Source organism: Hyphomonas sp. BRH_c22 (assembly GCF_000961795.1).
Taxonomy (GTDB): domain Bacteria; phylum Pseudomonadota; class Alphaproteobacteria; order Caulobacterales; family Hyphomonadaceae; genus Hyphomonas.
Genome location: NZ_LADU01000021.1, coordinates 26,548 through 51,200 on the forward strand (window position 1 = coordinate 26,548; position 24,653 = coordinate 51,200).

General features: G+C 62.3%; 19 protein-coding genes and 1 pseudogene. 6 read left to right on the top strand and 14 right to left on the bottom strand.

The window, feature by feature from the left end; genetic code table 11:
• Window positions 1-212: 212 nt before the first annotated feature.
• Window positions 213-1,136 carry a DMT family transporter gene (locus VR74_RS03250; protein WP_045694381.1) on the top strand — a complete coding sequence of 308 codons (924 nt, stop codon included), beginning with the start codon at window positions 213-215 and terminating at the stop codon, window positions 1,134-1,136.
• 70 nt (window positions 1,137-1,206) lie between these two features.
• Here the strand turns inward: VR74_RS03250 and VR74_RS03255 are convergent, their stop codons facing one another.
• A complete protein-coding gene (locus tag VR74_RS03255) occupies window positions 1,207-2,619 on the bottom strand; it encodes a protein adenylyltransferase SelO family protein (RefSeq protein WP_045694383.1) in 1,413 nt (470 codons plus the stop codon).
• Window positions 2,620-2,810: 191 nt separating this feature from the next.
• On the opposite strand from VR74_RS03255, the gene VR74_RS03260 reads away from it, so the two are divergent.
• Window positions 2,811-5,705 (top strand): TonB-dependent receptor, encoded by a 2,895-nt coding sequence (locus tag VR74_RS03260; protein WP_299949471.1) that lies wholly within the window; start codon window positions 2,811-2,813, stop codon window positions 5,703-5,705.
• Between the two features lie 80 nt (window positions 5,706-5,785).
• Here VR74_RS03260 and VR74_RS03265 read toward each other — a convergent pair whose 3' ends face one another.
• From VR74_RS03265 to VR74_RS03310, 10 genes are all read right to left on the bottom strand, one after another.
• Window positions 5,786-8,140 carry a TonB-dependent receptor gene (locus tag VR74_RS03265; RefSeq protein ID WP_045694386.1) on the bottom strand — a complete coding sequence of 785 codons (2,355 nt, stop codon included), beginning with the start codon at window positions 8,138-8,140 and terminating at the stop codon, window positions 5,786-5,788.
• Window positions 8,141-8,329: 189 nt separating this feature from the next.
• Complete coding sequence (locus VR74_RS03270; protein ID WP_299949473.1) at window positions 8,330-9,241, bottom strand: alpha/beta hydrolase; 912 nt, start codon at window positions 9,239-9,241, stop codon at window positions 8,330-8,332.
• A gap of 124 nt (window positions 9,242-9,365) precedes the next feature.
• Window positions 9,366-10,265, bottom strand: a complete 900-nt coding sequence (locus VR74_RS03275; protein ID WP_045694388.1) for a hypothetical protein — start codon at window positions 10,263-10,265, stop codon at window positions 9,366-9,368.
• A gap of 69 nt (window positions 10,266-10,334) precedes the next feature.
• Entirely contained in the window at window positions 10,335-12,194 is a 1,860-nt protein-coding gene (locus tag VR74_RS03280; protein WP_045694390.1) for an AMP-binding protein, read from the bottom strand.
• Between the two features lie 157 nt (window positions 12,195-12,351).
• Window positions 12,352-13,713 carry a phosphoglucosamine mutase gene (glmM, locus tag VR74_RS03285; RefSeq protein WP_045694392.1) on the bottom strand — a complete coding sequence of 454 codons (1,362 nt, stop codon included), beginning with the start codon at window positions 13,711-13,713 and terminating at the stop codon, window positions 12,352-12,354.
• Between the two features lie 44 nt (window positions 13,714-13,757).
• Window positions 13,758-14,546 carry a 3'(2'),5'-bisphosphate nucleotidase CysQ gene (cysQ, locus tag VR74_RS03290; protein WP_045694393.1) on the bottom strand — a complete coding sequence of 263 codons (789 nt, stop codon included), beginning with the start codon at window positions 14,544-14,546 and terminating at the stop codon, window positions 13,758-13,760.
• Between the two features lie 26 nt (window positions 14,547-14,572).
• Complete coding sequence (locus VR74_RS03295; protein ID WP_299949477.1) at window positions 14,573-15,460, bottom strand: FKBP-type peptidyl-prolyl cis-trans isomerase; 888 nt, start codon at window positions 15,458-15,460, stop codon at window positions 14,573-14,575.
• A gap of 74 nt (window positions 15,461-15,534) precedes the next feature.
• Window positions 15,535-16,737 (bottom strand): threonine ammonia-lyase, encoded by a 1,203-nt coding sequence (locus VR74_RS03300; protein WP_045694419.1) that lies wholly within the window; start codon window positions 16,735-16,737, stop codon window positions 15,535-15,537.
• 157 nt (window positions 16,738-16,894) lie between these two features.
• Complete coding sequence (locus tag VR74_RS03305) at window positions 16,895-18,730, bottom strand: ABC transporter ATP-binding protein (RefSeq protein WP_045694421.1); 1,836 nt, start codon at window positions 18,728-18,730, stop codon at window positions 16,895-16,897.
• A gap of 126 nt (window positions 18,731-18,856) precedes the next feature.
• Window positions 18,857-19,537, bottom strand: coding sequence for an OmpW family outer membrane protein (locus tag VR74_RS03310; RefSeq protein ID WP_045694395.1), 681 nt, complete (start codon window positions 19,535-19,537; stop codon window positions 18,857-18,859).
• Window positions 19,538-19,847: 310 nt separating this feature from the next.
• On the opposite strand from VR74_RS03310, the gene VR74_RS03315 reads away from it, so the two are divergent.
• The 3 genes from VR74_RS03315 (at window position 19,848) to VR74_RS03325 (ending at window position 22,181) form a co-directional block, all read left to right on the top strand.
• The gene (locus VR74_RS03315) at window positions 19,848-20,981 is read left to right on the top strand and encodes an iron-containing alcohol dehydrogenase (RefSeq protein WP_045694397.1); all 1,134 of its coding nucleotides are present in this window, start codon (window positions 19,848-19,850) and stop codon (window positions 20,979-20,981) included.
• Window positions 20,982-20,992: 11 nt separating this feature from the next.
• Entirely contained in the window at window positions 20,993-21,664 is a 672-nt protein-coding gene (locus VR74_RS03320) for a DNA-3-methyladenine glycosylase I (RefSeq protein ID WP_299949481.1), read from the top strand.
• 94 nt (window positions 21,665-21,758) lie between these two features.
• Window positions 21,759-22,181 carry a hypothetical protein gene (locus VR74_RS03325; RefSeq protein ID WP_045694399.1) on the top strand — a complete coding sequence of 141 codons (423 nt, stop codon included), beginning with the start codon at window positions 21,759-21,761 and terminating at the stop codon, window positions 22,179-22,181.
• Here VR74_RS03325 and VR74_RS03330 read toward each other — a convergent pair.
• Window positions 22,178-22,561, bottom strand: a complete 384-nt coding sequence (locus VR74_RS03330; protein WP_045694401.1) for a hypothetical protein — start codon at window positions 22,559-22,561, stop codon at window positions 22,178-22,180. The two genes, VR74_RS03325 and VR74_RS03330, sit on opposite strands and share 4 nt — an antisense overlap.
• A 189-nt stretch (window positions 22,562-22,750) precedes the next feature.
• Here VR74_RS03330 and phaZ point away from each other — a divergent pair, with 189 nt between their 5' ends.
• On the top strand, window positions 22,751-24,043 hold the full coding sequence (gene phaZ / locus VR74_RS03335) for a polyhydroxyalkanoate depolymerase (RefSeq protein WP_045694402.1): 1,293 nt from the start codon (window positions 22,751-22,753) through the stop codon (window positions 24,041-24,043).
• Here the strand turns inward: phaZ and VR74_RS03340 are convergent.
• Window positions 24,040-24,468 carry an IS5 family transposase gene (locus tag VR74_RS03340; RefSeq protein ID WP_299949483.1) on the bottom strand — a complete coding sequence of 143 codons (429 nt, stop codon included), beginning with the start codon at window positions 24,466-24,468 and terminating at the stop codon, window positions 24,040-24,042. The two genes, phaZ and VR74_RS03340, sit on opposite strands and share 4 nt — an antisense overlap.
• Window positions 24,444-24,653, bottom strand: a pseudogene (locus tag VR74_RS20440) (IS5/IS1182 family transposase); the annotation flags it as partial. The gene VR74_RS03340 and the pseudogene VR74_RS20440, both read right to left, overlap by 25 nt.

Genomic DNA, 24,653 nt, shown 5'->3' on the forward strand with positions numbered 1-24,653 from the left:
GCGGTATCGGGCCGCAAAACCTGGGATTCTAGGGCGGGCGACAGCAAGGCCCGGATATTGAGCGCATTGCTTGCAATATCCATGCAATTTTAGCGTGGACTTGGCCGGGCCCGCCTGTATTGCCTCTTGGCTTGCTAACAAGGTGGGCTCAGGGTGAGGCGTCGTTTCCAAACAGAATTCGCACCAGCCGCTCGCCGACAGGGCGGGCAGGCATGAAACCGGCTGGACGGACACTGGCGGACTGGGGTCTGTTCTGGCTGCTCAGCGTGGTCTGGGCGAGCGCCTACATGTTGACGCGCATGGCCGTTGATAAAGGCCATGCGGATGCCGGCCTGCCGCCGGAATGGGTGATTTCAGGCCGGTTGACGATCGGGGCGGTGGCGCTGTGCTGCGTGATGGTCGCGACGCGTCAGCACCTGCCGCCCTTGTCTGACCGGCGGCGCTGGACGGCCATTCTGGGCATGGCGATTGTCGGATCGGTCATTCCCTTTTTCCTGATCACGATTGCGCAGGAGACCGTGAATTCGAGCCTTGCGGCCCTGTACACGGCGGCGGTGCCGATCTTTGTCGCCATTGGCGCGCATTTCCTGTTCAGTGACGAGCGCCTGTCGGCGGGCTCGGTTGTTGGTGTCATGGTCGGCTTCGGCGGGGTGGCGCTCCTGTTCGGCCCGGAAGCCATGAAGGGGCTCAGCTCGGCCAGCACGCTTGCCCAGATAATGCTGGTTGGCGCGACAATGGCCTATGCTGCGTCCAGCCTGATCGCGCGCGGCGCGCCCCTGATGCGGGCGATCCCCTTTGCCACGGCGTTCGTGTCGGTCGCTGCGGTCGTGTCGTGGCCGCTCGCGCTGATGGTGGATCGCGAGAGCGTGAATGCAGGCTGGGACAACTGGCTGGCCGTGGTCGGACTGGGCATTGGCCCGACGGCATTGGCGCAGGCATTGTACATGGTGCTGATCGCGCGCACGTCGGCGACATTCCTGTCCTTGACGGGCTACGCCATTCCAGTGGTTGCAGCCGTCATGGGCTTTCTGTTCTTCGGAGAAATGCAGAGCTGGCTGTCGCTGGTGGCCTTTGCGATGATCCTTGGCGGCGTGTGGCTGGCCCGCCAGGGCGGCGGCGGGCGCAAGGCGGTCTAGGGGCCGAAGCGTGGCACATCCCGGGGCCGGCGAGGGGCCGGAAGGGGTGATGTGGGGGTTTGTGGGGCCGTCAGGGGGCGAGGGCGAGGCGCGCGGCCTCAAGGTGTTCCATTTTCGCCTCGAAGGCCGACCAGTCATCCTCTGCGGCGATCGGCTCCCAGAGCGCCTCGACATCCTCGATCAGCATCGTGACCGGGGCGGTGGCCTGGAAGTAGGGCAGGGACAGCCGGCCGGCATGGGCTGGCGTGCGGGCGGCGAGGAAATCGCGGACAGGCGCGAAGGCCTCCGCCTGGTAGAGCCCGGCCTGCGGCGAGGCCTTCATGCGGGCCTCGCTGGCCGTGCCACCATAGAGGTCGAAGAAGGTTTGCGGCCAGGACGCGCCGCAGGCGGTCATCCAGCCATAGAGGCCCTGCAGGAAGGTGAGGTCGGTGCGCAGGTCGCCAGAGCCTTCGAGCCCGAGCAGCAGGTGCGTATGGGCGGCGAAGGCCTGCTGGTAGGCCGCCTCATAAGGCGCAAGGCCGCGGACGAGATCGTCGGTATCGGCCAGCGGCAGGAGGGCTGAGGCGAGCTGCTGCAACGCCCAAGCGCCCTGCGTCGGCTGGCGGCCGAAGCGGTAGAGGCCATTCTCGTCGAAATAGGCGGCGGTGAAGTTCGGGTCAGACACGGGCAGGAAGCGCCACGGGCCGAAATCGAAGGTTTCGCCGGTGACGTTGAAATTGTCGGTATTCATGACGCCGTGCACGAAACCGGCAGCCATCCACTGGCCGATCATGCTGGCGGTGGCGCGCGTGATGTGGCCGAGCAGGTTCACGGCCCGCGTGGCCATGTCCGGGTCATTGGCGCCGGGATGGAACTGGGCGACGCAATAGTCGACAAGCTGGCCAAGGCCGTCGCGGTCGTCGAGATAGGCGGCCCGCTGGAACGTGCCGAAACGGATATGGCTTTCCGACAGGCGCACCAGCACAGCGCCGCGCGCGGGCGAGGGTTCGTCATTGCGATGCAGCTGCTCGCCTGTTTCGACCAGGCTGAAGGCCTTTGACGTGTGCACGCCGAGTGTTTCGAGATAGGTGGCGGCGAGGATTTCGCGGACGCCGCCCTTGAGCGTCAGGCGGCCATCGCCCTGCCGCGACCAGGGCGTCTGGCCGGAGCCCTTGGTGCCGAGATCGAGCAGGCGGCCCGTCCGGTCGTGCACCTGCGCGTAGAGGAAGCCCCGCCCGTCGCCCAACTGAGGGTTGTAGGTTCCGAACTGGTGGCCGTGATAGCGCATGGCCAGCGGGCGGGGCAGATTTCCCGGCAGGGGATCGAATTGCCCGAAGTACTGTAGCCACTGGCGATCATCCAGACCGTTCAGGTCGATGGCGTTAGCCCAGCGACGGTTGCGAAAGCGCAACACTTGTTCAGGAAAGTTGGCGGGTTCTACCGCATCTGCGAAATGATCTGCCAGCGCAAGAAAGGGGACGGAGTGGGGGGATTCGCGCAACATCCATTCGTTTTTGACCTGATTTCACGGTGTTTCGCAACAGGTTTGCGCCATTGCATGGCTGGATTGCGATATTGCAGTGCAGCATAGTTGGCCTCTATCGTTGCGTCAGGTCGTCGCTATTGTTGGTCACAGTGAGGAAAACATCCGGATACACCGGGGGGGTCATCACAGGTATAAACGGAGGAAACCAAATGAGATTTACCACACGATTGGTGCTGGGGGCGTCTGCCCTTGCGCTTACGACGGCTCTGCCCGCCTTTGCGCAGGAAGAGACAGACGAGAGCACGCGGAAACTTTCGACGGTCACCGTGACCGGTTCATTCATCCAGGGTACGCCGGAAGATGCGGCCCTCCCGGTTGACGTCCTGACGGCGGGCGACCTGAAACTGGAAGGCCAGCCATCGATTACGGAACTGATCCGCAACCTTGGCCCGTCCTCGGGTGTTGACGGCCAGACCAACCAGTTCGCCTCGAACGGCCTGGAAGGCACGTCGAACATCAACCTGCGCGGCCTTGGCCCTGCACGGACACTGGTGCTGATCAACGGCCACCGCCAGACATACCACCCCTATTCGATCGGTGAGCAGGCGCAGCTCTTCGTCGACACGAACAATATCCCGACGGCCGCCATCGGCCGGATCGAAGTGCTGAAAGACGGCGCTGCGGCGCTTTACGGTTCGGACGCCATTGCCGGCGTTGTGAACTTCATCACCAATCGCGACCTTGACGGCTTTGAGGTCGGCGGATCCTATTCGCAGTTCGACGGCTCGGACGGCGATTACGACATCTCTGCCGCCTATGGTCTGCAGGGCTCGAACTTCAGCTGGGTCACCTCGGTTGGCTATAACAAGCGCAGCGAAGTCGGCCTTATCGAAAAAGACTGGGCGGTCCCGTCTTATGCGGACAACCCGGTAGGCGGCTGGTCGTCGCTCTCAAATCCGGGATACTACGCAATTATCGGTCCAAGGCCTGATTTGCCAGATGGGTTTGGTCCTATCGGCTCCTTCAACGACTCAGGATGTACCGCAGTTGGTGGTTTCATACCGCCAAGCGAAGGAACCTGCTATTTCCAGTTCACCAATTTCGACAACCTGGTCGAGGAAGAAGAACGCTACCAGGTCTTCTCCGAATACAACCGGAACCTGTCCAATGGCGCCGAAGTACACTTCGAGCTTCTCTATGCCTATACGGATGTCCCGACTTGGAAGACCTCCCCCTCTTATCCACCTCAAGCGTTGCTGAATCAGGATGTGCCGTTTAATCATCCCGGTCTGCTACAGTACCTATCTGACAACCCAGGTACCACTCTACCCGGCTCGGCGGTTGGCCTGAAGTACATCGGCCGTTCTTTTGGCTGGGGCGCGTTCCCCGGAACGGGCAGCTCACAGGAAGGCTATCGCACCAGCGAAACCTGGCGCGGTTCGGGCTCTCTGGTCGGTGATTTCGACAATGGGGTGCACTATGATGCGGCGCTCTCCTATTCGACGACGGAAGCCGAACGTGTGACAAATGATACCTATATTACCGGCCTGACTTCGGCCCTGCGCGGGTTCGGTGTGTGTACCGATCCGAACACGGGTGCCGATCCGGCCACGGGCACGGTGCCCTATGCGGCCGGCTATGCCGGCACGCTGGTTGCCGGGGCAGGGGCTTGCGAATATTACAATCCCTTCTCGAATGCCATTCCGGCCAATGCCCTGACCGGCGAGGCCAACCCGAACTATGTTCCGGGGCTCGAAAACTCGGTCACACTGGCTGACTGGATAACGGATCCGACCCTGACGGTTGCCACGACAGACCTGCTGGTCTTCGACGGTGTCTTCTCCGGCCAGAGCAATGTGCAGGCAGCGGGCGGCAGCGTCGGCTGGGCGGCAGGTGTTCAGGTTCGCCGGGAAAGCTACAAGGTTGAGCCATCGGCCCTGACCGACCTGACGGTAACGCCGGGACCCGGCGGCACTGGCCCCTACTCGTTCCTTGCCGGCACGACGCCTGCCGACGAAGAGCAGACGATCTATGCCATCTTCGGTGAATTGCAGATCCCCCTGTTCGACAATGTCGATATCCAGGCGGCTGTGCGTTACGAGGATTATGGTGGCGAAATCGGTTCGACCTTCGACCCGAAAGTCGCGGCCAAGTGGACCCTGACCGACAATTTCGCCCTGCGCGGCTCGGCCCAGACCTCGTTCAAGGGACCGACGCTGAACCAGCTCGGCGGCGTAGGCACCAGCCTGCAGTTCATCTCTGCAGCGTCGGCGTTCAAGGCCGTCGACACGTTCGGCAATCCGGACCTGAAGCCGGAATCGGCGTTCAGCTTCAACCTTGGCGGCATCTATGAGATGGGCAATTTCTTTGCCTCGCTCGACTATTACAATTTCGACTTCTCTGATCCGGTCATCGTGGAAGAGCAGGCGAATATCGTGAATGCGGCGGTTGCCGCGCTGGCCACGCCGACAACGGATGATGATGCCATCCTGGCGCGGATCACGTTCAATGATCCGTCGGCACCGACAGCGGCCACGATTGCCCGTGTCCGCACCAATGTGACCAACGGTCCTGACATCAAGACGTCGGGTTTCGACCTGCGGATGCAGAACACCTGGGACATGAGCAATGGCGGCGAGTTCGGCGTTGGCGCCGATGCCACCTACATCATCGAGTATGATGTGGACCCTTACTTCGTCGAGGGCCTGGCCATTGGCGGGGGTGATTATGTCGGCCAGTTCAACCGGTCGAACTTCACCCGCTCCATGCCGCAATGGAAGGCGAACCTGTTTGCCAATTACGGCCTGGGCGACCATAACTTCCGGGCCGTCATGCGCCATATTGACAGCTACAAGGACGAACGCGCAGCGGCCGCCCGTGGCGGTGTCGGCGAGAAGATTGACAGCCAGACGACGTTCGACCTGTTCTATAACTGGCAGTCGACCCCGCTGGACCTCGATATCGGTCTCTCCGTGGTCAACGTGACGGACGAAGATCCGCCATTTGCGGCCTTCGATGTCAGCTATGATCCCTATACGCACAACCCGTTCGGGCGTACGTTCAAGATCAGCGTCACCAAGCGGTTTGGCGGATCGGGCAACTAGGCCCTGCGTCAAACAGCACACAAATAAAAAGGGCGGCCCCAAGGGCCGCCCTTTCCTTTTGGGGGTGAGGTCTGGAACGCCTAGCGGCTGATCGTAAACTCGATGCCGATGAGGCGGCCCTTCTGCAGCGGCGAGAAGGTGCCGGCAGACGGGTTGGCACCGAACGGCACGTCGACGCCGGTCGAGTTGTTTTCGCCGCCCGGCGCGAAGCCGGCCAGTGCGCCGTCGAACGGCACTTGCGTGTCGCCGCCAGCAATCGATTCGTCGATCAGGTTCTTGCCGAACAGGGACACGGAGACGCCGTCCATTGGCGTGTTCCAGGTCAGGTTCGCGTCCAGCTGGTCAGCCGCGCTCATCCAGCCGAAATTGTTGTCGGTGAATGCGTTCTTGTCGCGGTGCTGGAACGTCAGGCGCGATACGAGCGAGCCACGGTCGGCCATGTCGTAATCGTGGATGAGCGCGAAGCCGTAAGTGGCTTCCGGCACACGGGGCAGGGCAAGGGCGAGATCATCGCCGTCCACCACGCCGTCACCCGAGATGTCATAGATGACCTTGGTGTATTCGGCGTCGATCAGCCCGATATTGGCCGTGACGAGGAACGAATCCGTCAGGGCGTAGCGGCCTTCAAGCTCGAGACCGAGGATCTCGGCGTCGGCTGTGTTGATGATCGTCTGGGCGACACCGGACGTTGGCGAGGAGAGGTTCAGCTCGCGTTGCATGTCCTTGATGTCGTTCAGGAACACGGCAGCGTTGAGCTGGCCCCGGCCATCGGACGTGGTGTGCTTCATGCCGATTTCGAAGCTGTCGACTTTTTCCGCATCAAAGGCGCGCGAACCCGTTGGCGGGAAGAGCGCTTCGAAAGCGAGAGCGTTCGTGATGCGGAAGTTGTAGCCACCCGAACGGAAACCCTTGGTGTAGGTGCCGTAGAACTGGGTATCGTCGGTGTGGAAGTATTGCACGCCGAGCTTTGGCGTGACTTCGCTCCAGTCTTCCTTGTCGGTGAAGCCGTTCGGCTCGCCGGTGATATACGGGTTGGTGCCGGTGGTCGGGCAGGTTGCATTGACCACGGAGCAGTTCGGGCGCGGACGCAGATAGGTGATGTCCACGTCCTTCTCTTCATAGCCGTAACGCAGGCCGAAGATGCCGGTCAGCTTTTCGGTGAAGGCATAGTCAACCTGGCCGAAGATGCCGTAGACCGTGTGGTCCTGGCGGCCGCCGCCATTGAATTCCCAGTCGAGGTCGGCCGGGAATGTCGCGGGGCGTGTGGTCGACAGGTCGCGGCGTTCAGTGTAGCCAACTTCCTGGGTGAAGTAGAAACCGCCAACCGTGACGTCTGCCTTGTCGAACGTGCCGGAGTAACGCAGCTCTTCGGAGAATTGCTCCTGGGCAAATTCCGAACCCGAGTGGAACAGGGTGAGCGGCGTAGCGTCAATGTCGGCGCTCGTCGTGGAATCGACTTCGCGGTAACCGATGATATTCGTGATCGTGCCGTTGCCGAAGTCGACATCAAGATCCGTGCGGAGCGTGGCGAACGTGGTGTCGTTCTTCAGGAAGCCCGGATTGTTGATGGCGATGTCGAAGCTGCCACGGTCATAAAAGCCGCGGTTCTGGCCGTTGGGGCCGTCTCCTTCCGTCTGGAAGTTTTCGACCTTGCCGAGGAAGGTGAGGTCTTCGGTCGGCATCCACTCAAGGGCACCGCGCACGATCGTCGTGTGGGATTCGCCGAGATTGTCGTCGGTGGCGAGGTTCTTGAAGTAACCGTCATCGAAATTGTGATAAATGCCGAGCTTACCGTTCAGCTTGTCCTGGACGAGCGGGCCGGAAACCGTGGCCTGAAGGGTCGTGTTCGGACCGCCGCGACCATCGTCGATCGGGGTTTCGACCGTGGCGCGCGCCTTGTAGCGGAACTCGTCGGTCGGGTTGCCGGTATTGATCAGGACGGCGCCGCCGGTCGTGTTGCGTCCAAACAGCAGGCCTTGCGGGCCGCGGAGGATTTCAACGCTGTCAAGGTCGAACAGGTCGAGCACGACGCCCGAGTTCACGCCGAGATACACACCATCGACGAAGACGCCGACCGTCGGATCGACTGACGGGATCGACGAGTTGATGCCGAGTCCGCGGATCGAGAAGTTCGCGACGCCTTTCGACGTGCCGACATCTTCGAGCGAAACGTTCGGGGTGGAGTAGCTCAGGCCCTGCAGGTCGTTGACCTTGAGCGCGTCGAGCGTGTCGCTGTTGAATGCGGTGACGGCCAGCGGCACGTCCTGCACGTTCTCGACATTGGCTTTCTTGGTGGCGGTGACGGTGACTGTGCCGAGAATACGGTCGACGGCGCTTTCGCGGGCCGGTGCTGCATCCGCTTCCTGGGCGATAGCCGAACCTGCGGCAAATACGGCCACTGATGCTGACAGAGCCAGCATTTTCTTGAAATTCATTCTGTGTTTCCTCTGGATTTTACAAGTTTCTAAGCGCAGCCCGTAGGCCCTGGGAGGAGGTTGGCTGCGGACCTACCCATACGGCGCAATGGCCCCGCGGAGGAAGGGGTGCAGGGCAGGCCATGCGAGATTGCCGGGTACCGTCGCAAAAATGCAACGGTGAGTTAAGGGATGATTAAATCAGCCGAATCAGACAGCGCCGAGCGCCTTGCCGACAACATGACCGGCGTCGCGGATGGCCAGGCGGACCGTGTCGGAGAGGGCCGTCATGTTCATGAATCCGTGGACCATGCCGGCATGCTCGCGCACGGTGACCGGCACGCCGAAACTGGCCATCTTGTCGGCATAGGCGAGGCCTTCATCCTTCAGCGGGTCCCAGCCACACAGCACGAAATGGGCTGGCGGCAGGCCCTTGAACGCATCCGGGCCGGCGAACAGGGGCGACACGCGCACGTCCATGCGCTGGCTTTCATCAGTGATGTAACTGTCCCGGAAATATTCGAACAGGTTGGCGGATATGAAGAAGCCGCCCTCCTGGAAGCTCATCTTCTTGGTCCGGATGTCGACGAACTGGACGAGCGGGTAGAGCAGCAGCTGGAAGGCGGGCCGCGGGCCGCCGGTCCGGTTCATTTCCTGCGCCAGATAGGCCGACAGGTTTCCGCCGGCACTGTCGCCGCTGACCGCCAGCCGGTCGGGGTCAAGGCCCAGCCTGGCCGCGTTGCTGACGATCCAGGTCCAGGACGCGAGGGCGTCTTCATGCGCAGCAGGGAAGGTGTTCTCCGGCGCGAGCCTGTAGTCGATGGAGATCACCCGGCAGCGAGCGCCTTCCGCGAGCCGCTTGCAGACCATGTCATGGCTGTCGAGATCGCCCAGCATGAACCCGCCGCCATGGAAGAAGACGATGCCAGGGCCCGGCGGAATTCCGGCGCCCAGTGGCGTATAGAGGCGCGCCTTGAGCGGGCCGGCTGCGCCGGCCACCGTGAGCAGGGAGATGTCGGCCATTTCAGGCGCATCGCGCTCGATCGCCCGGCTGGCGACGTAGAATTGCTGGCGCAGCTTGTCGGTCGAATTCTTCCAGTCCAGACGCGAAAGGTCTGGCACGTGGAACCGTTCCATGAATTGCCGAAAGGATTCGTCGAGCGTCATGGCCGCAAGATGGGAGCGAATTCAGGTCTTGTGAAGGCACAATCCTGAGGACGCGCCCAAATGCCTGAGAGGCCTGCGCCTAGAACTGGCTGAGGCGGACGAAGTCGCCACCACCGAGTTCCATCTGGCGCACCAAATCGGCAAAGGCGCGGCCCTTGGTATCCTGCGGCAGCGTCTTGATGGCGGTGACCGCCGTGGCGCCGAGATCGCACACGTTGAGCGATGTGACGAGCTTATGCGCATCCCCTCCGGTCTGCGCCGCCATCAGAAGGGGCATGACCTGAGGGTCCGATAGCATGGACATCATGACCCCCTGCATGGCGGCCTTGTCGGTCTGCGTGAGTGCGCCGCGGCTGACCGGATGGCTGCGTGCGTCCTCGATGGCGACGAGGAGGTGTGTGACCAGTTCCAGCCCGTAGTCGCGCAGTGGTTCTTCCAGCATTTTCAGTTCACGGTTCAGCGCAGCCCTGTCGGCAAAGCTTGCCTGGTCGAGATCGGCGAACCTGGCGCCCTGGCACCAGGAGCTGCCGGACTGGGACGCTGACCGGAGGCGGTCGCGGGTCATCACGAGAATGTCGTCGAGATGGCGCACGTCAGCCCGGGCGAGATCGGCAGCGTGATCTTTCAGCAGGCCGGCGGCATGTTCGAAAACGACTTCGGACTGCTCGGCCAGCGGCTTCCCGCTCACTTTGGCGAGGCGCCTGGTGAGCGAGCTGGATGCGTCCGGGTCGACGCGTGAGAGCGTTGCGAAATACGTCTTCGCGGGCATTGACGTCCAGCCGGATGGTGCCTGCACTGCAGGCGCTTGTGCAGCCGCAGAGATTGTATGCGGGGGCGCGTCTGCCGGGCCGGCCTTTGGCGCGCCGGAATAGTTCAGGGTAAGCATGAATGCGCCGCCGACCACGGCGACAACCGCGACAGCGAACAAGGCATTGTTCCTGGACGCGGGAGGCTTGCCTCCGCGAGCATCGAACGTCATGAGACTGTCCTCCCGAGTGGCGGACAGTCTACCGAACAATTCCTGACAAGGTTTTAAAACGCAGGCGGACTAAAGCTGGACGACCCCTTCGGCCGGTGGGTCGGCATAGATACCCGCCACCAGACCGGCGCGGCGGTCGATCACGAGGCGCTGGTTCACATAGCCCTTGTCGGTGATCTCGCCGGCATCAATCGACGGCGGCTCGGTGAGCACGAGGAGGCGCTTGATGCGGCGTGAAGAACCGGGCTCGCCGGCATTGAAGGCTTTCGCCCTGTTGGCGACATCATCCGTGAATGCCTTGAGACCCTTAGCCTGATCGCCGTCTGCCGCCTTGAAGTATTGCTCGAGCACGGCCTGAGACGGCCAGACCATGGCAGACGCGAAATTCTTGTCCTGGCCTGCAATCACGGCATCGAAGATGAGCGGCGAGCAGGCGGCAACAAAGTCAGGCCGCAGGGTGCCGACGCTGACCCATGTTCCGGACGACAGCTTGAAGTCCTCGCCAACGCGGCCGTCAAAGATGAGGCCTTTTTCCGGATGGTCTTCATCGACGAATGTGACCGCGTCGCCAAGGCAGTAATAGCCTTCTTCATCGAACACTTCTGCATTCTTTTCCGGGCTGTCGAGATAACCGGGCATGACGGAGGGGCCCTTGACGCGCACTTCGAGCTTCGCCCCGTTGGGAACGAGTTTCAGGGTCATGCCCGGAAGGGGCAGGCCAATGAGGCCGACGCGCTCGGCTTCCCAGTGAACGACGGTGATGCCCTGGGTTTCGGTGGCGCCGTACATGGTGATGATGGGAATGCGCCGCCCGGTCGCCTTGATGGCAAGCGCCTGCAGCCGGTCATAGAGATCGTCCGATAGCGTTGCACCGCCATATCCGATGGAGCGCATATTCTTGAAGAAGGCTTCGAGCAGCGTGTCGTCTGCTTCCATGGCGTCGGCCAGCATGGCGAGCGCGATGGGCGCCGTGCCGAATGAGGACGGCGAGCAGTCGCGGATATTGTCAATCGTGCGCTGGAAGAGGGCCGGAGTGGGTTTGCCGTCGTCGATCCAGAATGTGGCCCCGTTCCAGATGGCGCCATTGAAATTCACGTTCGACCCGGAAATGTGGTTCCAGGGCAGCCAGTCGAGCACGTTGTGGACCTGGTCCGGATCGTGTTCAGGGTCACGCGAATCGTCGCGCAGGCCTTCCTGGCCGCTGATCATCGAACACATTGCGCCTTGCGTGGTGGGCACGGGCTTGGGCAGGCCGGTCGAGCCGGAGGTGAACAGGTATTTGCCGATGGAGTCATCGTTAAGGCTGGCCATGGCCTTCGCGACATCTTCAGTGGGCACGGTGGCGGCAAGGTCGTCATATTGACGAACCGTGTTGTCGCCGCCCGGATCAGCGGAGATTACCTTGCAGTCTGTATTGCCGAGCGCGGCAATCGCGCTGCGGAACGATTTGTAATGCTCGGCAAAAATGATGGCGGGCTTTACGGCGCCAAAGCAATGTCTCAACTTCTCGAAGTCGGAGGACATCAGGGAGTATGGCACCGAAATCGGGGCGGCCGGCGCGCCAATTTTCTGGGCCGCGAGTATGACCATGGCGGCGCGGGTGGAGTTGGCTGACAGGATCATCACCGGCGCGTCGGGGCCTGCGCCAAGATCGAGGAAGGCCTGGGCGAGGCTGTCAGTGATCGCCTTGGCTTCGCCATAGGTCAGGGTCTGCCACTCTCCCGAGACCAGATCGCGTTCCCGCAGGAAGGGGCGGTCCGGGTGTTCGCCGGCGCGCTGGTCAAGACAATGCGGCACGGTCTGGGGGCGATTACCGGGCGCCTGGCGCGGTGTAAGATAGATGGCGCCACTGTCTTTGCGCGTCATCTGGATGTCTGGTGCCTTCATCGGCAACAGGCGAAATTGCGGCAAGGTTTGCCCTTCGGCCATGGCTGCGTTCTCCCGGTCAGAATTTTTTGAGGTTTCCTCCAGTGTATTTGAATTGGCTCCGTTGGCCAGCGGTGAGGGCGTGTTGAGAGCCTGAAAACACCCTGTGACGTGGGGGCAGTTCAGGCAAAATTCCTTGTCTCCGCTACGGAAAGCGGCTTCAGGTTTCGCTGTTGACGGCGTCGACGACGATCTGGAGCGCCTCTGCCATGAGATTTGCCTCGAGGGCTTCGGCCATGACGCGGATCAGGGGTTCGGTGCCCGATTTGCGCACGACCATGCGGCCGCGCGCGCCCATCAGCGCTTCGGCTTCCCCGATGGCCGCTTTCACGCGGCCGCTGTCCATCGGGTTTATGCCCGTGTAGCGAATGTTGACCAGTTCCTGTGGCGCAGGATCAAACACGCGTCCGAGCGCGGACATTGGCTGCCCGCTTTCTGCGAGTACGGACAAAACGTGCAGCCCGGCAAGCAATCCGTCCCCGGTCGTTGAAACGTCTGACAGAATGATGTGGCCGGAAGGTTCGCCGCCAAAGTTGAATCCATGCGCGCGCATGTGTTCACCGACATAGCGGTCACCGACCCGTGTGCGGGCCAGTGTCAGGCCGAGCGTCTGGAGATACTGGTCAAGCCCCATGTTGGACATGACGGTGGACACCATGCCGCCGCCCTTCAGGCGTCCCTTGGCGTGCAGTTCCCGCGCGATCAGGGCCATGACCTGGTCGCCGTCGATTTCGCTACCGGTTTCGTCAACCACGATGACCCGGTCGGCATCGCCATCAAGGGCGAGCCCGATATCGGCGCGGTGCTCGCGAACGGCCGCTTTCAGCGCGGACGTATCGGTCGATCCGAATCCGGCATTGATGTTGATCCCGTCAGGAGCGGCGCCGATGACGGTCAGGTCTGCCCCGCAATCCAGCAGTGCTTCGGGCGCCACCTGGAATCCTGCGCCATGGGCGCAGTCGAGCACGATCTTCATGCCGCGTATCCGGCTGCCCGCGCTCACTGTGGCGAGGCAGCTGCGGACATAGTCGTCGCCGACGCCCGTCAGGCGTTGCGGCGCGGCGATACTGCCCGGATCGGCATAGGTGCCTTCGAGAGCCGTGGCCATCGCGGCTTCGAGTGCTTCCTCGGTCGGATCGTCAAACTTCAGGCCATCAGGGCTGAACAGTTTGATGCCATTGTCTTCGTATTTGTTGTGCGAGGCGGACACCATGAGCCCGAAGCGGGCCTTCGACGTGCGGGTGGTCATGGCGACGGCGGGCGTGGGCACGATTCCGGCGAGCAGAGGCGTCAGGCCCATGCTGGTCAGGCCGGCCACAAGCGCGGCTTCGATCATCTCGCCGGAGCGGCGCGTGTCGCGGCCGATGATGACCGTGCCTTCACCGTCTGGCGCGAAGGTGCGGGCCGCCGCAATCGCCAGCCGCAATGTGCTTTCGGTCGTCATGGGCTGCTGGTTCACGCGGCCACGAATGCCGTCGGTTCCGAAATAATGCCGTGCCATACGCCTCGTCTCCCGGCTCATTCCTTGGCAGATTTGTCACATTTAATCGAGAGAAAGCGACAGATTCAGCAGGGCGTGACGTCGCCATACACGATGAAGTGCGGATTATCGTAGCCGCGCTCGCGTTTGCCATAGAGAAGCGGCGTGCCGTCTTCAGTCAGGACGCGGCCACCTGCAGCTTCGACGACGGCCTGGCCGGCTGCCGTGTCCCATTCCATCGTGCGGCCCATGCGGGGGTAGAGGTCGGCTTCGCCCGCCGCGATGAGGCAGAATTTCAATGAGGAGCCCGCGCTCAGCGTTTCGCGCACCTTGTGCTTGTCCAGCCAGAGATCGGTTTCCGGGGTGCGATGGGATTTTGAGGCGATGGCCGTGACGCCCGCTGCCGGGCAAGCACGGATGCGCAGCGGTGTGCGTTCTGTCGGTACGTCGGCGCCCGGAGCGGCTTCGGCCTGCCAGCCTGAATTGTGGCTCTCGGCGACGAAGAGGCGATTCCTGGCCGGCGCATAGACCACGCCCATGACTGGCCGGCCATGTTCGATGATCGCGATATTGACCGTGAATTCGCCGTTGCGGCTGACGAATTCGCGGGTGCCGTCGAGCGGGTCCACGAGCGCGAAGCGATGCCCGTGTTCGGGCACGCGGCCTTCACTGGCCTCCTCTTCGGCAATCACCATCAGGCTCGGATCAGCTTCTGCCAGAGCAGCCAGAATGAGCGCTTCGGCTTTCTGGTCTGCTGCGGTTACCGGAGAGGCATCGCCCTTCTGGTCGACGTCAAAATTGCTTTCGTAGATATCCATGATCACGGCGCCAGCCTGGAGGGCGATCCGGGCAAGCGTGTCAGCTGTGATGGTCATTCCATTTCCCCCGGTTGGGCCTGCGCCTAGCCGCGCTTCATCACGTCCATCATTTCGACTTCGAACACGAGCGGGGCATTCGGCGGGATGGGACCACCGGGCGTGCCGGTTGCGCCATAGCCGAGATCGGACGGAATGTAGAGCATCCAGCGGTCGCCGGGGCGCATCATTTCGAGCGCTTCGACCCATCCCTGGATCAGCTGGTTCGACGGGAATACAGCTGGCTCTCCGCGCTCAAACGAGCTGTCGAAAAGGTCGCCGGTTTCAGCGAGGCGGCCTTCATAATGGACCGAGACCATTTCACCATTCTCAGGTGACGGGCCCGATGGATCGCCGCTGGCCAGCACGACGTATTCAAGCCCGGAGCCGGTTTTCTTCACCTCGGGCCGCTCCGAGTTCCACGGCGTGTATTCTGCCCATGCAGCTGTGTCGGAGACTTTGGGTTCCATCACTTCGAGCAGCTGGACACGGAAAACGAGATCGTCGCCCGGCTTGATGACGCTGCCGGGACGCGGACGGTCGCCATAGGCGAGTGCGGTCGGGATGTAGAAGAGATAATCATCGCCTTCGCTCATCAGCTGGAGGCCCTGGGTCCAGCCGGGAATGACCTGGTTCAGCTTGAAGGAGACAGGCTCGCCGCGATCGAAGGAGCTGTCGAACTTTTCGCCCGCCGCCGTGCGACCATCGTAATTGACGCTCACCAGGTCGGTCGCGGTCGGCGACTTGCCGCCTTTCGCGCCTTCATTCAGCACGACATATTGCAGGCCGCCTTCGGCGGATTTCACATTCTTGCCGGCGGCATCCCAGGGCAGGTATTGTTCGAATGGCGCGTTCACGTCGGAAAAGTCCTTGGTCTGGCTGCAGGCAGCGATCATGAAGAATGCAGCGCAGGCTGCAGCGAGTGTGCGGATCATCTTGGGTCTTGCTCCGTCTGAATTCTGGGTTCGCGGGGGTTCTAGGGCGCTTTTCCCCGCAAGTCATCCTGCGGCTACAGGGCGCGCGGCGGGTAACCTTCGGCCGTCAGGGCGTCGATGACATCCTGCGTATGATTGGCGTCGCGTGTCTCGATCAGGATGTCGAATTCTGCGCCCTTGGCAGGCACGTCCAGCGCCAGCCGGTTATGCGCGACTTCCATGATATTGGCGCCATTGTCGCCGATGATCTTCGAAACGAGGGCGAGGAGCCCGGGCCGGTCATCCCCGACGATGCGGATCGAGGCGAGGCGTTTCTCGCGCACCAGGGCGCGGGTCAGAACTGACGCCAGAAGGCGCGTGTCGATATTGCCGCCGCAGAGAACAAGGCCAATCTTGCGGCCCTTGAACTTGCCGGGATGGGCGAGCAGGGCGGCCAGCCCGGCGGCGCCGGCGCCTTCGGCCACGGTCTTCTCGACATTCACATAGAGCGTGATTGCCTGTTCGAGATGCTCCTCCTCGACCAGCAGGACTTCGTCCACGAGTTCCCGGGCGATGCGGAGCGGAAGGCGGCCGACATCGCGCACGGCAATGCCTTCAGCAATGGTTGCGCCGCCCACCTTCACTTCACGGCCTTCAAGCTCGCAAAGCATGGCCGGATACATGGAGGCTTCAACGCCGACAATGCGGATGTCCGGGTTGATGCCCTTGGCTGCGATGGCCATGCCGGCGATCAGGCCGCCGCCGCCAATCGGGATGACCAGGGTATCGAGATCCGGATTTTCCGCCAGCATTTCAAGGGCGATCGTGCCCTGGCCCGCGATGACATGCGGGTCGTCGAAGGGGTGGATGAAGGTCAGGCCTTCGCGCTGGCAGATATTGTAGGCTTCGACCTTGGCCTCGTCGAAGCTCAGGCCGTGGAGCACGATGGTCGCGCCATGGCTGCGGGTTTGCTCCACCTTGCTGAAGGGAGTGGTGCGGGGCATGACGATGGTTGCGGGGATGCCGAGACGGCGGGCGTGGTAGGCGACGCCCTGCGAATGGTTGCCGGCCGAAGCCGCGATGACGCCAGCCTGTTTCTGCGCCTCACTCAGGTGGGAGAGACGGTTGAGCGCGCCGCGCTCCTTGAAGGCCGCCGTGAACTGGAGGTTCTCGAACTTCACCCACACGTCTGCACCGGTAATGGCAGAAAGCGTCCGCGAATGATGCATCGGGGTGCGCACGATCTGGCCATCAAGCACGCGGGCAGCGGCTTCGATATCAGACAGCGTCACGGGCAAGGCGGAGGTCAGTGTATCAGGCATTCTGGAGGTCCCGGATGAAGTCGGGCGCACCCTATTCGCGCAGCCCTGCAAGGGCAAGGTGGGGTGTGTCAGGCGTATGAGGGAGCGAGGCAAGGATGTGGGCCGGGCGTGGCGGAGCCTGAACGTGGTGAAGTCAGCTGATATGGAGCCCGTCTGAGCCCAGGACGGCGTCATGTTCGGCAACAAGATGACCCGGCGCGATTTCAACCAGTTGCGGCTGGTATTGCTCGGCGTCAGGGTCGCCGACGCGCTTCGACTTCAGGAAGCGGAGCGGTGCGCGGCTGTCCAGCGGGCTCGGCAGGTCGCCGGTGAGCTTGATCCGTTCGCGGGTGCGTTCGAGTTTCGGGTCGGCGGCAGGCACGGCGGCGATCAGGGCGCGGGTGTAGGGATGGCGGGCGTCTTCGTAGATGGCCGTGCGGCCGGCCAGTTCGACGACGCGGCCGAGATAAAGCACCATGACGCGGTGGCTGATCTCGCGCACGACCGAGAGGTCATGGCTGATGAAGATCATGGCAAGGCCGAATTCCTTCTGGAGTTCGATCAACAGGTCGACCACCTGGGCCTGGACCGACACGTCGAGCGCAGAGACCGCCTCGTCGCAGATCACGAGTTTCGGCTTCAGGATCATTGCGCGGGCAATGCCGACGCGCTGGTTCTGGCCGCCCGACAATTCGTGCGGGTAACGGTTGATGAGGGCGGGGTCGAGGCCGACCCGGGGCATGATGGCCTGCACGCGTTCGTCCCGCTCTGCGCGGCTGAGGCGCGGTTCATGGACCTGAAGCGGCTCGGCAATCGAGGCGCCGACAGTCATGCGCGGGTCGAGGCTGGCGAGCGGATCCTGAAACACGATCTGGAGATCGTCGCGCAGGGCATCCATCTCTGACTTTCCGGCCCTGGTGATGTCCTTGCCGAGCCAGGCGATGGTGCCATCAGTTGGCGGGATGAGGCGCAGGACGCCGCGGGCCAGAGTTGACTTGCCGCAACCGGACTCGCCGACGATGCCGAGCGTTTCGCCGGGGCGCAGGTCGAAGGAGACGCCATTGACCGCTTTCAGGGGTTTTATCTTGCCAAACAGGCCGCCTTTGACCCGGATCGGGAAGTGGATCTTCATGTCGTCGACCTCAAGCACCGGCTTGACCGATGCATCGGGGGCCGGGCCCAGCGTCGGGCGGCCACGCCGGTCTGGCTGGTCGATGCGCGGCACCGCCTCGAGCAGCATCTTCGTATAATCGTGCCGGGGATTGTAGAAGATGTCATCGACGCTGCCGCGTTCGACGATCTCGCCATACCGCATCACGATGACGCGGTCGCACATGCGGGCGACGACGCCCATGTCGTGGGTGATCAGCGCAATACCGGTGCCGGTGTCACGCTTGAGATCGTTCATCAGGTCGAGAACCTGCGCCTGAACCGTCACATCGAGCGCAGTGGTGGGCTCGTCCGCCAGCAGCAGGCGCGGCCCGCACAGCATGGCGATGGCGATCATCACGCGCTGGCGCATGCCGCCGGAGAGTTCATGCGGGAACTGGTCCATGCGGCGGGCAGCTTCCGGGATGCGCACGTTCTCCAGCCATTCGACACAGCGCTTGTCGGCGGCCTCACCTCTGAGGTTCTTGTGCAGGGCGAGAACTTCCCGCATCTGCGCGCCGACCGTCATGTGCGGGGTCAGGCTGGTGAGCGGATCCTGGAAGATCATCGACATCTGGGCGCCGCGTATCCTGCGAAGCGTCTCGATGGGCGCGGTGAGCATATCGGTGCCGGCAAAGTCGATATGGCCGGATGCCGTGCCGTTGCCGGCGAGCAGTCCGAGCGCCGCGAGCGCCGTCTGGCTCTTTCCGGAGCCGCTTTCGCCAACAATCCCGAGGCATTCGCCTTCCGCAACATCGAAGCTGATGCCGCGCACGGCGTTAACGACACCGTCAGGCGTATCGAAGTCGACCGTCAGGTCTTTCACGGAAAGAATGCTCATGGCCGTAATCTCTACAGCGCCGATGAGCTTGCGCAATGTTTTCAATGCATAAAAAAACCGCGCCATGAAAGGCGCGGTTCGAGTTTGCAGTTGCGGTCCATCGGGAGGCAGACCGCCTGCAGAAACTCAGAATTTGTATCCGAGGCCGACACCGAAAACGACCGGGTCGATATCGACGTCTGCGTTCACCGTCGCACCAAGGGCCGTGGTGAAATTGACCGTCACATCGGTGTTGATCCAGATTTTCTTGACGTCGGCATTGAACGCCCAGCCGCCCGGTTCGCCGTCAAGGTCATAATCAAAGCCGGCCTGCAGGGCAGGGCCGAAGCTGGAATCATAGCTGATCCCGTCGGCCACGGAGCCCTCATCCTCGTTGAAGAAGAATGTCGCGTTCACGCCTGCGCCGACATAGGGCTTGAACTGGCCCATATCGGTGAAGTGGTATTGCACTGTGAGTGTGGGCGGCAGCAGCCAGACATCGCCGAGGTCAACCGTGGCGTCCGTCAATGCGCCGGGAACGGTGACATTCACAGCCTTCACATCATGCGGCGTGACCGCAAGGATCAGCTCGGCGGCGATGTTCTTTGTGAAGAAATAGGTGATGTCGAATTCCGGCACATACTGGTCGGCAATATCGACGTCTCCTGGCAGCGTGGCGCCACCGGCCTTGAGTGTGCCGCTCTCGTCCGGCATGACACCGAGCACGCGCGCACGCAACATCCATGGATTGTCTTCGGCATGAGCCGCCGCGCCGGTGACGGCCCAGGCTGCGCTGGCCAAAAGGGCGCTAAGGAATAGGTTTTTCATTTGTCTGTACCCCGCAATGCTTGATTGATGTGTGGGATGTAGGCAATTGATTTTACGAACGTAATTGCCCGTTTTGACGCGCGGCTCCGCACCGCGCGGCATGTGCGCCCGGATAGGTAATAATCCCGATTGCGGACGAAACTGTCTTGTCGGAGCATGATTAATTCATCCGAAATCCAGACTTGCGTCACCGCCCGGTGCGGCGTGATGTCCGGCTCCTTCCCCATGGGGCAGGCTTGAACTTGCCTGCACAAGCGCGGAACATGATTGCCGGACCCATGCCGGAAACGGCCATTACAGGATAGCGCTCATGCCCGTCATCAATTTCCTCACGACTTGTATCTTTGACTCCGGCGCGCTGGAGCGGCTGGAAGTGACCGCGCAGAAGCTCGGTATCAAGCGGGCGTTCATCGTGACGGATCCTGGCATCAAGGCGGCCGGCATACTGGACAAGGTGGTGGACGCATTGGGCAGTGCGCCCGCCGGCATCTTCGCGGAGACCGTCGCCAATCCGACGGAGAAGCAGGCCAAGATCGCGACGCAGGCCTACAAGGATTGCGGCGCGGATGGCATCATCGCCGTCGGCGGCGGGTCGTCGATGGACCATGCAAAGGCGATCGGCCTGATGGCGTCGCATGACGAGCCGCTGGAAAACTATGCCGCGATCATTGGCGGCGCGAAGAAGATCGGCAAGATCCCGCCTCTGATCGCAATTCCGACGACCGCCGGGACGGGGTCGGAAGTGTCTATCGGCATGATCACGACAATGGAAAACGGCCGCAAGGAAACCTTCGCCTCGCCCAACCTGATCCCGCTCACGGCGATCTGCGACCCGGAGCTGACCATCGGACTGCCGTCATTCCTGACGGCGGCGACGGGCATGGATGCGGTGACGCACTGTATCGAGGCTGTGCTGACGCCGAGCGTAAACCCGCCTGCGGAAGGCATCGGCTATGACGGCATCGTGCGCGCGCTGGGTGAGGGCTGGCTGGAGCGCGCGGTGAAGGATGGGTCCGATCCAGAGGCGCGCTGGCACATGATGATGGCGAGCTATGAAGGCGCGCTGGCCTTCGTGAAGGGGCTTGGCGGCGTGCATGCCCTCAGCCATGCGGCGGGCCGCCTGCACGAGAAGAAGCTGCACCATGGCACGCTGAACGCGATCTTCCTGCCGCATATCCTGCGGTTCCATGAAGGGGCTGCGGACGCGAAATATGTCCGCCTGCGCCAGGCCATGGGGCTGAAACCGAGTGCCGACCTCGGCGATGCCATCCAGGACCTGAACGACGCAATCGGCATTCCGAAGACATTGTCCGACATCGGCCTGACGGCAGCGGACGGGCCGGGCATCGTTGCCTTCGCGCTGGAAGACCTCGCCCATTCCGGCAATCCAAGGGAAATGACGGCGGACGATTATGCCAAGGTCTATGAGACCGCCCTCGGCTAGGAGATCACGCATTGCGCCCGCTCGTTCCGATCCTGCACCTTGCCGCCGGGCATCACGGCGGACAGGCTGCGGTATTGAAACTGGCGGCGAACGGGCATGCCCAGGCGGATATGTCCAGGGTGCCTGCTGACCGGTTGCTGTCAGTGATGACAAGGTGCGTGTTCAATGCCGGGTTCAACTGGAAAGTCATCGATGCGAAATGGGACGGGTTTGAAGCTGCTTTCCTCGGTTTCGATCCGGCCCGGCTGGCCTTCCTGGGCGACGAGATGATGGCCGATCTCGTGTCCGACGCGCGCATCGTGCGCAATGGGCAAAAGATCAAGGCAACGCTCGACAATGCGAAAATGGTGGCGCGGATCGAGCAGGAAGAAGGCGGGTTCGGCAGGTTCCTGGCAACATGGCCCGCTGGCGATCAGGTCGGCCTGATGGCAGAGCTCAACAGGCGCGGATCGCGGCTGGGCGGGGCGACCGGGCAGTATTTCCTGCGCTTTTGCGGCTGGGATGGCTGGATCACATCGGGGGACGTGTGTGCCGCGCTGGTGCGCGAAGGCGTGCTGGACACGCCGGCTGCGACCAGCAAGCGCGACCTCGCCAGGGTGCAGGATGCGTTCAACACCTGGCATCATGAGAGCGGCCTGCCACGCGCGGCGATCAGCCGGGTCCTCGCCCTGAGTGTCGGCTGACGTTTCACTTGCCGGGCAGGGTGACGCTCCAGCAGGCGGCAGGCTCAGGATGAAATCGCTTCCCGTTCCAGCCCGAATCCTTCATTCTGAGCCCATGATTACAGAAATTCAGCAATATGCAGGCGGACTGGGCGTCGCGGCCAGCGCGATGGCCATCGGTGCCGGCTGGGTGGTGACGATTGCCTCGCCCAATTGCAGCTTCGACAAGCTCGATGGCAGCCGGGCCGACCGGCATGTGCGCGAATTGCTGCACCAGACGGCGACGCCGATTGCGGCCATCATGCTGGCGGCAACGGCGTTGTTCATGCTGGCGACGAGCTGGGCGGCGGCGGTGACGGCGGGTCTGGCCGCGTTCGGGTTTTTCTCGACGCGCCTGATGCTGGCACCGAAAGAGGGCAAGAACCCGAAAGGCGTGCGGACAAGCCGCAAGGATCAGCGGGCCGTGTCGGTCAGCCTGTCACTGATGTTCATGCTGATTGCCGTGATCGCGGGTATTCTCGGCCTGATCGGTATCTAGGCGTAGACCAGCCAGAGACAGCCCATTTCATGAAGGGCCCGGAAGTCATCGACTGACCGCTTGGCGGCCTTTCGGGCGATTTCGCCTGCCGTTTTCCGGTTGGTGGCCAGCATCAGCACGCAGATGGCAAGGCCGGGCAGGAAGGCCCACCAGATAAAGGCCAGGGATGCCAGCGCGCCGAGAAGGCAGATGAGATAGGCGACAGCATCGAGGACGCGGAAGCGGACGTACATGTTGGTGCCGAACGCATTCAGCAATTCGGGCCGCTTGTGCAATTCCTCTGCGTCAATCGCGAATCGCTGGCCGGGAACGTCTTCAATGAATACGGCGCGGGTCATGCGACCGGCGCGGTGAGGATTGGGTGCGCACTTCAGGAACATGGCTTCGTCCTCCCTGGAGCCTGACATAAAGCACCCGGTTCTTAACTGTCCGGGCAGTCGGATTTGAAAATTTCATACAAATTCAATCCTTCGGGCGCGCAATCGGTCGGACGCCCGTCTGGTGAATCCGTTTGCCAGTGGGGATTCTTGTACTTATGTTGCAATGCAGCATGAAAGGTTTGTAACGCAATGCTTTACTCACTTGTCGAAATGAACCGCGTGGCGATGGCGCCGATGCGACTGGCCGCAAAGGCGGGCCGGGCCGCGCTTCTCTCTCCGCTGAACCCGATGCGCCAGACCGAATATGGCAAATCGCTCGCCGCCTTCGCTGACGTCTTCGAGAGTTCAACGCGTTACTATGGCAAGCCGGAATGGCGCATCGACACGGTGCGCGTGAACAGCGCGGCCGTGGATGTGACGCCGATTGTCGCGTGGCGCTCGCCCTGGTGCAACCTGCTGCACTTCAGGAAGGATGCGGACCAGCTGGCCGCCGTGCGCAAGCCGGGATCAACCCCTCTGCCGCGCATGCTGATTGTCGCGCCCCTGTCCGGGCACTATGCATCGCTGCTGCGCGGGACGGTCGAAGCTTTCCTGCCGACTCATGATGTTTATATCACCGACTGGTCGGATGCGCGCATGGCGCCGGTCTGGCTCGGCCGGTTCGACCTCGACGACTATATTGATCATATCCGCGATATGCTGACCCATATTGGCGGCGGCGCGCATGTGCTGGGCGTCTGCCAGCCGGGTCCGCCGGTCCTGGCGGCCATTTCAATGATGGCGGAGGATGATGATCCCGCGCGGCCGGCATCTATGACGTTCATGGGGTCTCCCATTGATGCGCGCCGCAGCCCGACCGTGCCGAACGAACTGGCCGAGGAGCGGTCATTCGGCTGGTTCGAAGAGAACATGATCCATACTGTGCCTGCGCCGTATCCCGGCGTGTTGCGCCGTGTCTATCCGGGGTTTGTGCAACTCGCCTCGTTCATGAACATGAACTGGGGACGCCATGTCGATGCGCAGTGGAAATTCTTCAACCACCTCATCGAAGGCGACGGCGACAATGCCGGAAAGCACCGCGAATTCTATGATGAATACCTGTCAGTGCTGGACCTGACGGAAGAGTTCTACCTGCAGACCATCCAGCGCGTTTTCCAGGAACATCATCTTGCGCGCGGCATCTACATGTATCGCGGGACGCGCCTGGTGAAACCGCAAGCCGTTCGCGACGTCGCGCTGATGACCGTTGAGGGCGAGAAGGACGATATTTCCGGTATCGGCCAGACGCAGGCGGCCCACGATCTTTGTGTGAACATTCCCGATGACATGAAGGCGGACTATATCCAGCCCGGTGTCGGCCATTATGGCGTGTTCAATGGCGCCCGTTTCCGGACGGAGATTGTGCCGCGGGTGACCCAGTTCACGCGCCGGTTCATGGATGTGCAGGCCGAAGTCGATGCGCGGGATGCCGCGGCCGTCTAGGTTGTGGACTCATAAGCGCGTGTCCAGAGTCTGACAGAAGCGATAGCGACGGCGGCGAGGTAGTTTCTGGCGAGTTTGTCGAATCGGGTTGCGATGCGCCTGAAATGCTTGAGTTTGTTGAAGTATCGCTCGACCAGATTGCGCTGGCTGTAGATGGCTCTGTTGACGGAGCGCTGGGCCTTGCGGTTGCGCTGGGTGGGGATATGCGCCTCGGCCCCGCGTGATCGTATCTGCTCGACCAGCGAGAGCGCATCATACCCGCGATCAGCCACGACATGGGCGGCCGTCTTCAGGCTCTCGACAAGGGCAGGCGCGGCGGCCTTGTCGGAGGCTTGACCGGCCGTCAGGGACAGGCGGATCGGCAGGCCCGCCTCATCAACCACGGCATGGATCTTGGTGCTCAGTCCCCCACGAGAGAGACCGATGGCGTTATCCGGGCCCCCTTTTTTCCGCCTGCGGCGTGCTGGTGGGCCCGGATGATCGAACTGTCGATGAAGGCCATAGATTCGGGAGATCGCTCCGCCAAGGCATTGAAAACATTGAGCCAGACGCCTGCCTTCGCCCATCTGTTGAAGCGATTGTACACCGTGGTGTAAGGGCCGTAGCGCTC

Excerpts from the sequence above, each read along its gene's own strand:
- VR74_RS03280 (WP_045694390.1), bottom strand. The coding sequence starts at position 12,194 with ATGGCCGAAGGGCAAACCTTGCCGCAATTTCGCCTGTTGCCGATGAAG.
- glmM (WP_045694392.1), bottom strand. The coding sequence starts at position 13,713 with ATGAGCCGGGAGACGAGGCGTATGGCACGGCATTATTTCGGAACCGAC.
- VR74_RS03330 (WP_045694401.1), bottom strand. The coding sequence starts at position 22,561 with ATGTTCCTGAAGTGCGCACCCAATCCTCACCGCGCCGGTCGCATGACC.
- VR74_RS03265 (WP_045694386.1), bottom strand. The coding sequence starts at position 8,140 with ATGAATTTCAAGAAAATGCTGGCTCTGTCAGCATCAGTGGCCGTATTT.
- VR74_RS03255 (WP_045694383.1), bottom strand. The coding sequence starts at position 2,619 with ATGTTGCGCGAATCCCCCCACTCCGTCCCCTTTCTTGCGCTGGCAGAT.
- VR74_RS03305 (WP_045694421.1), bottom strand. The coding sequence starts at position 18,730 with ATGAGCATTCTTTCCGTGAAAGACCTGACGGTCGACTTCGATACGCCT.
- VR74_RS03295 (WP_299949477.1), bottom strand. The coding sequence starts at position 15,460 with ATGATCCGCACACTCGCTGCAGCCTGCGCTGCATTCTTCATGATCGCT.
- VR74_RS03250 (WP_045694381.1), top strand. The coding sequence starts at position 213 with ATGAAACCGGCTGGACGGACACTGGCGGACTGGGGTCTGTTCTGGCTG.
- phaZ (WP_045694402.1), top strand. The coding sequence starts at position 22,751 with ATGCTTTACTCACTTGTCGAAATGAACCGCGTGGCGATGGCGCCGATG.
- VR74_RS03260 (WP_299949471.1), top strand. The coding sequence starts at position 2,811 with ATGAGATTTACCACACGATTGGTGCTGGGGGCGTCTGCCCTTGCGCTT.
- cysQ (WP_045694393.1), bottom strand. The coding sequence starts at position 14,546 with ATGACCATCACAGCTGACACGCTTGCCCGGATCGCCCTCCAGGCTGGC.
- VR74_RS03275 (WP_045694388.1), bottom strand. The coding sequence starts at position 10,265 with ATGACGTTCGATGCTCGCGGAGGCAAGCCTCCCGCGTCCAGGAACAAT.
- VR74_RS03315 (WP_045694397.1), top strand. The coding sequence starts at position 19,848 with ATGCCCGTCATCAATTTCCTCACGACTTGTATCTTTGACTCCGGCGCG.
- VR74_RS03325 (WP_045694399.1), top strand. The coding sequence starts at position 21,759 with ATGATTACAGAAATTCAGCAATATGCAGGCGGACTGGGCGTCGCGGCC.
- VR74_RS03310 (WP_045694395.1), bottom strand. The coding sequence starts at position 19,537 with ATGAAAAACCTATTCCTTAGCGCCCTTTTGGCCAGCGCAGCCTGGGCC.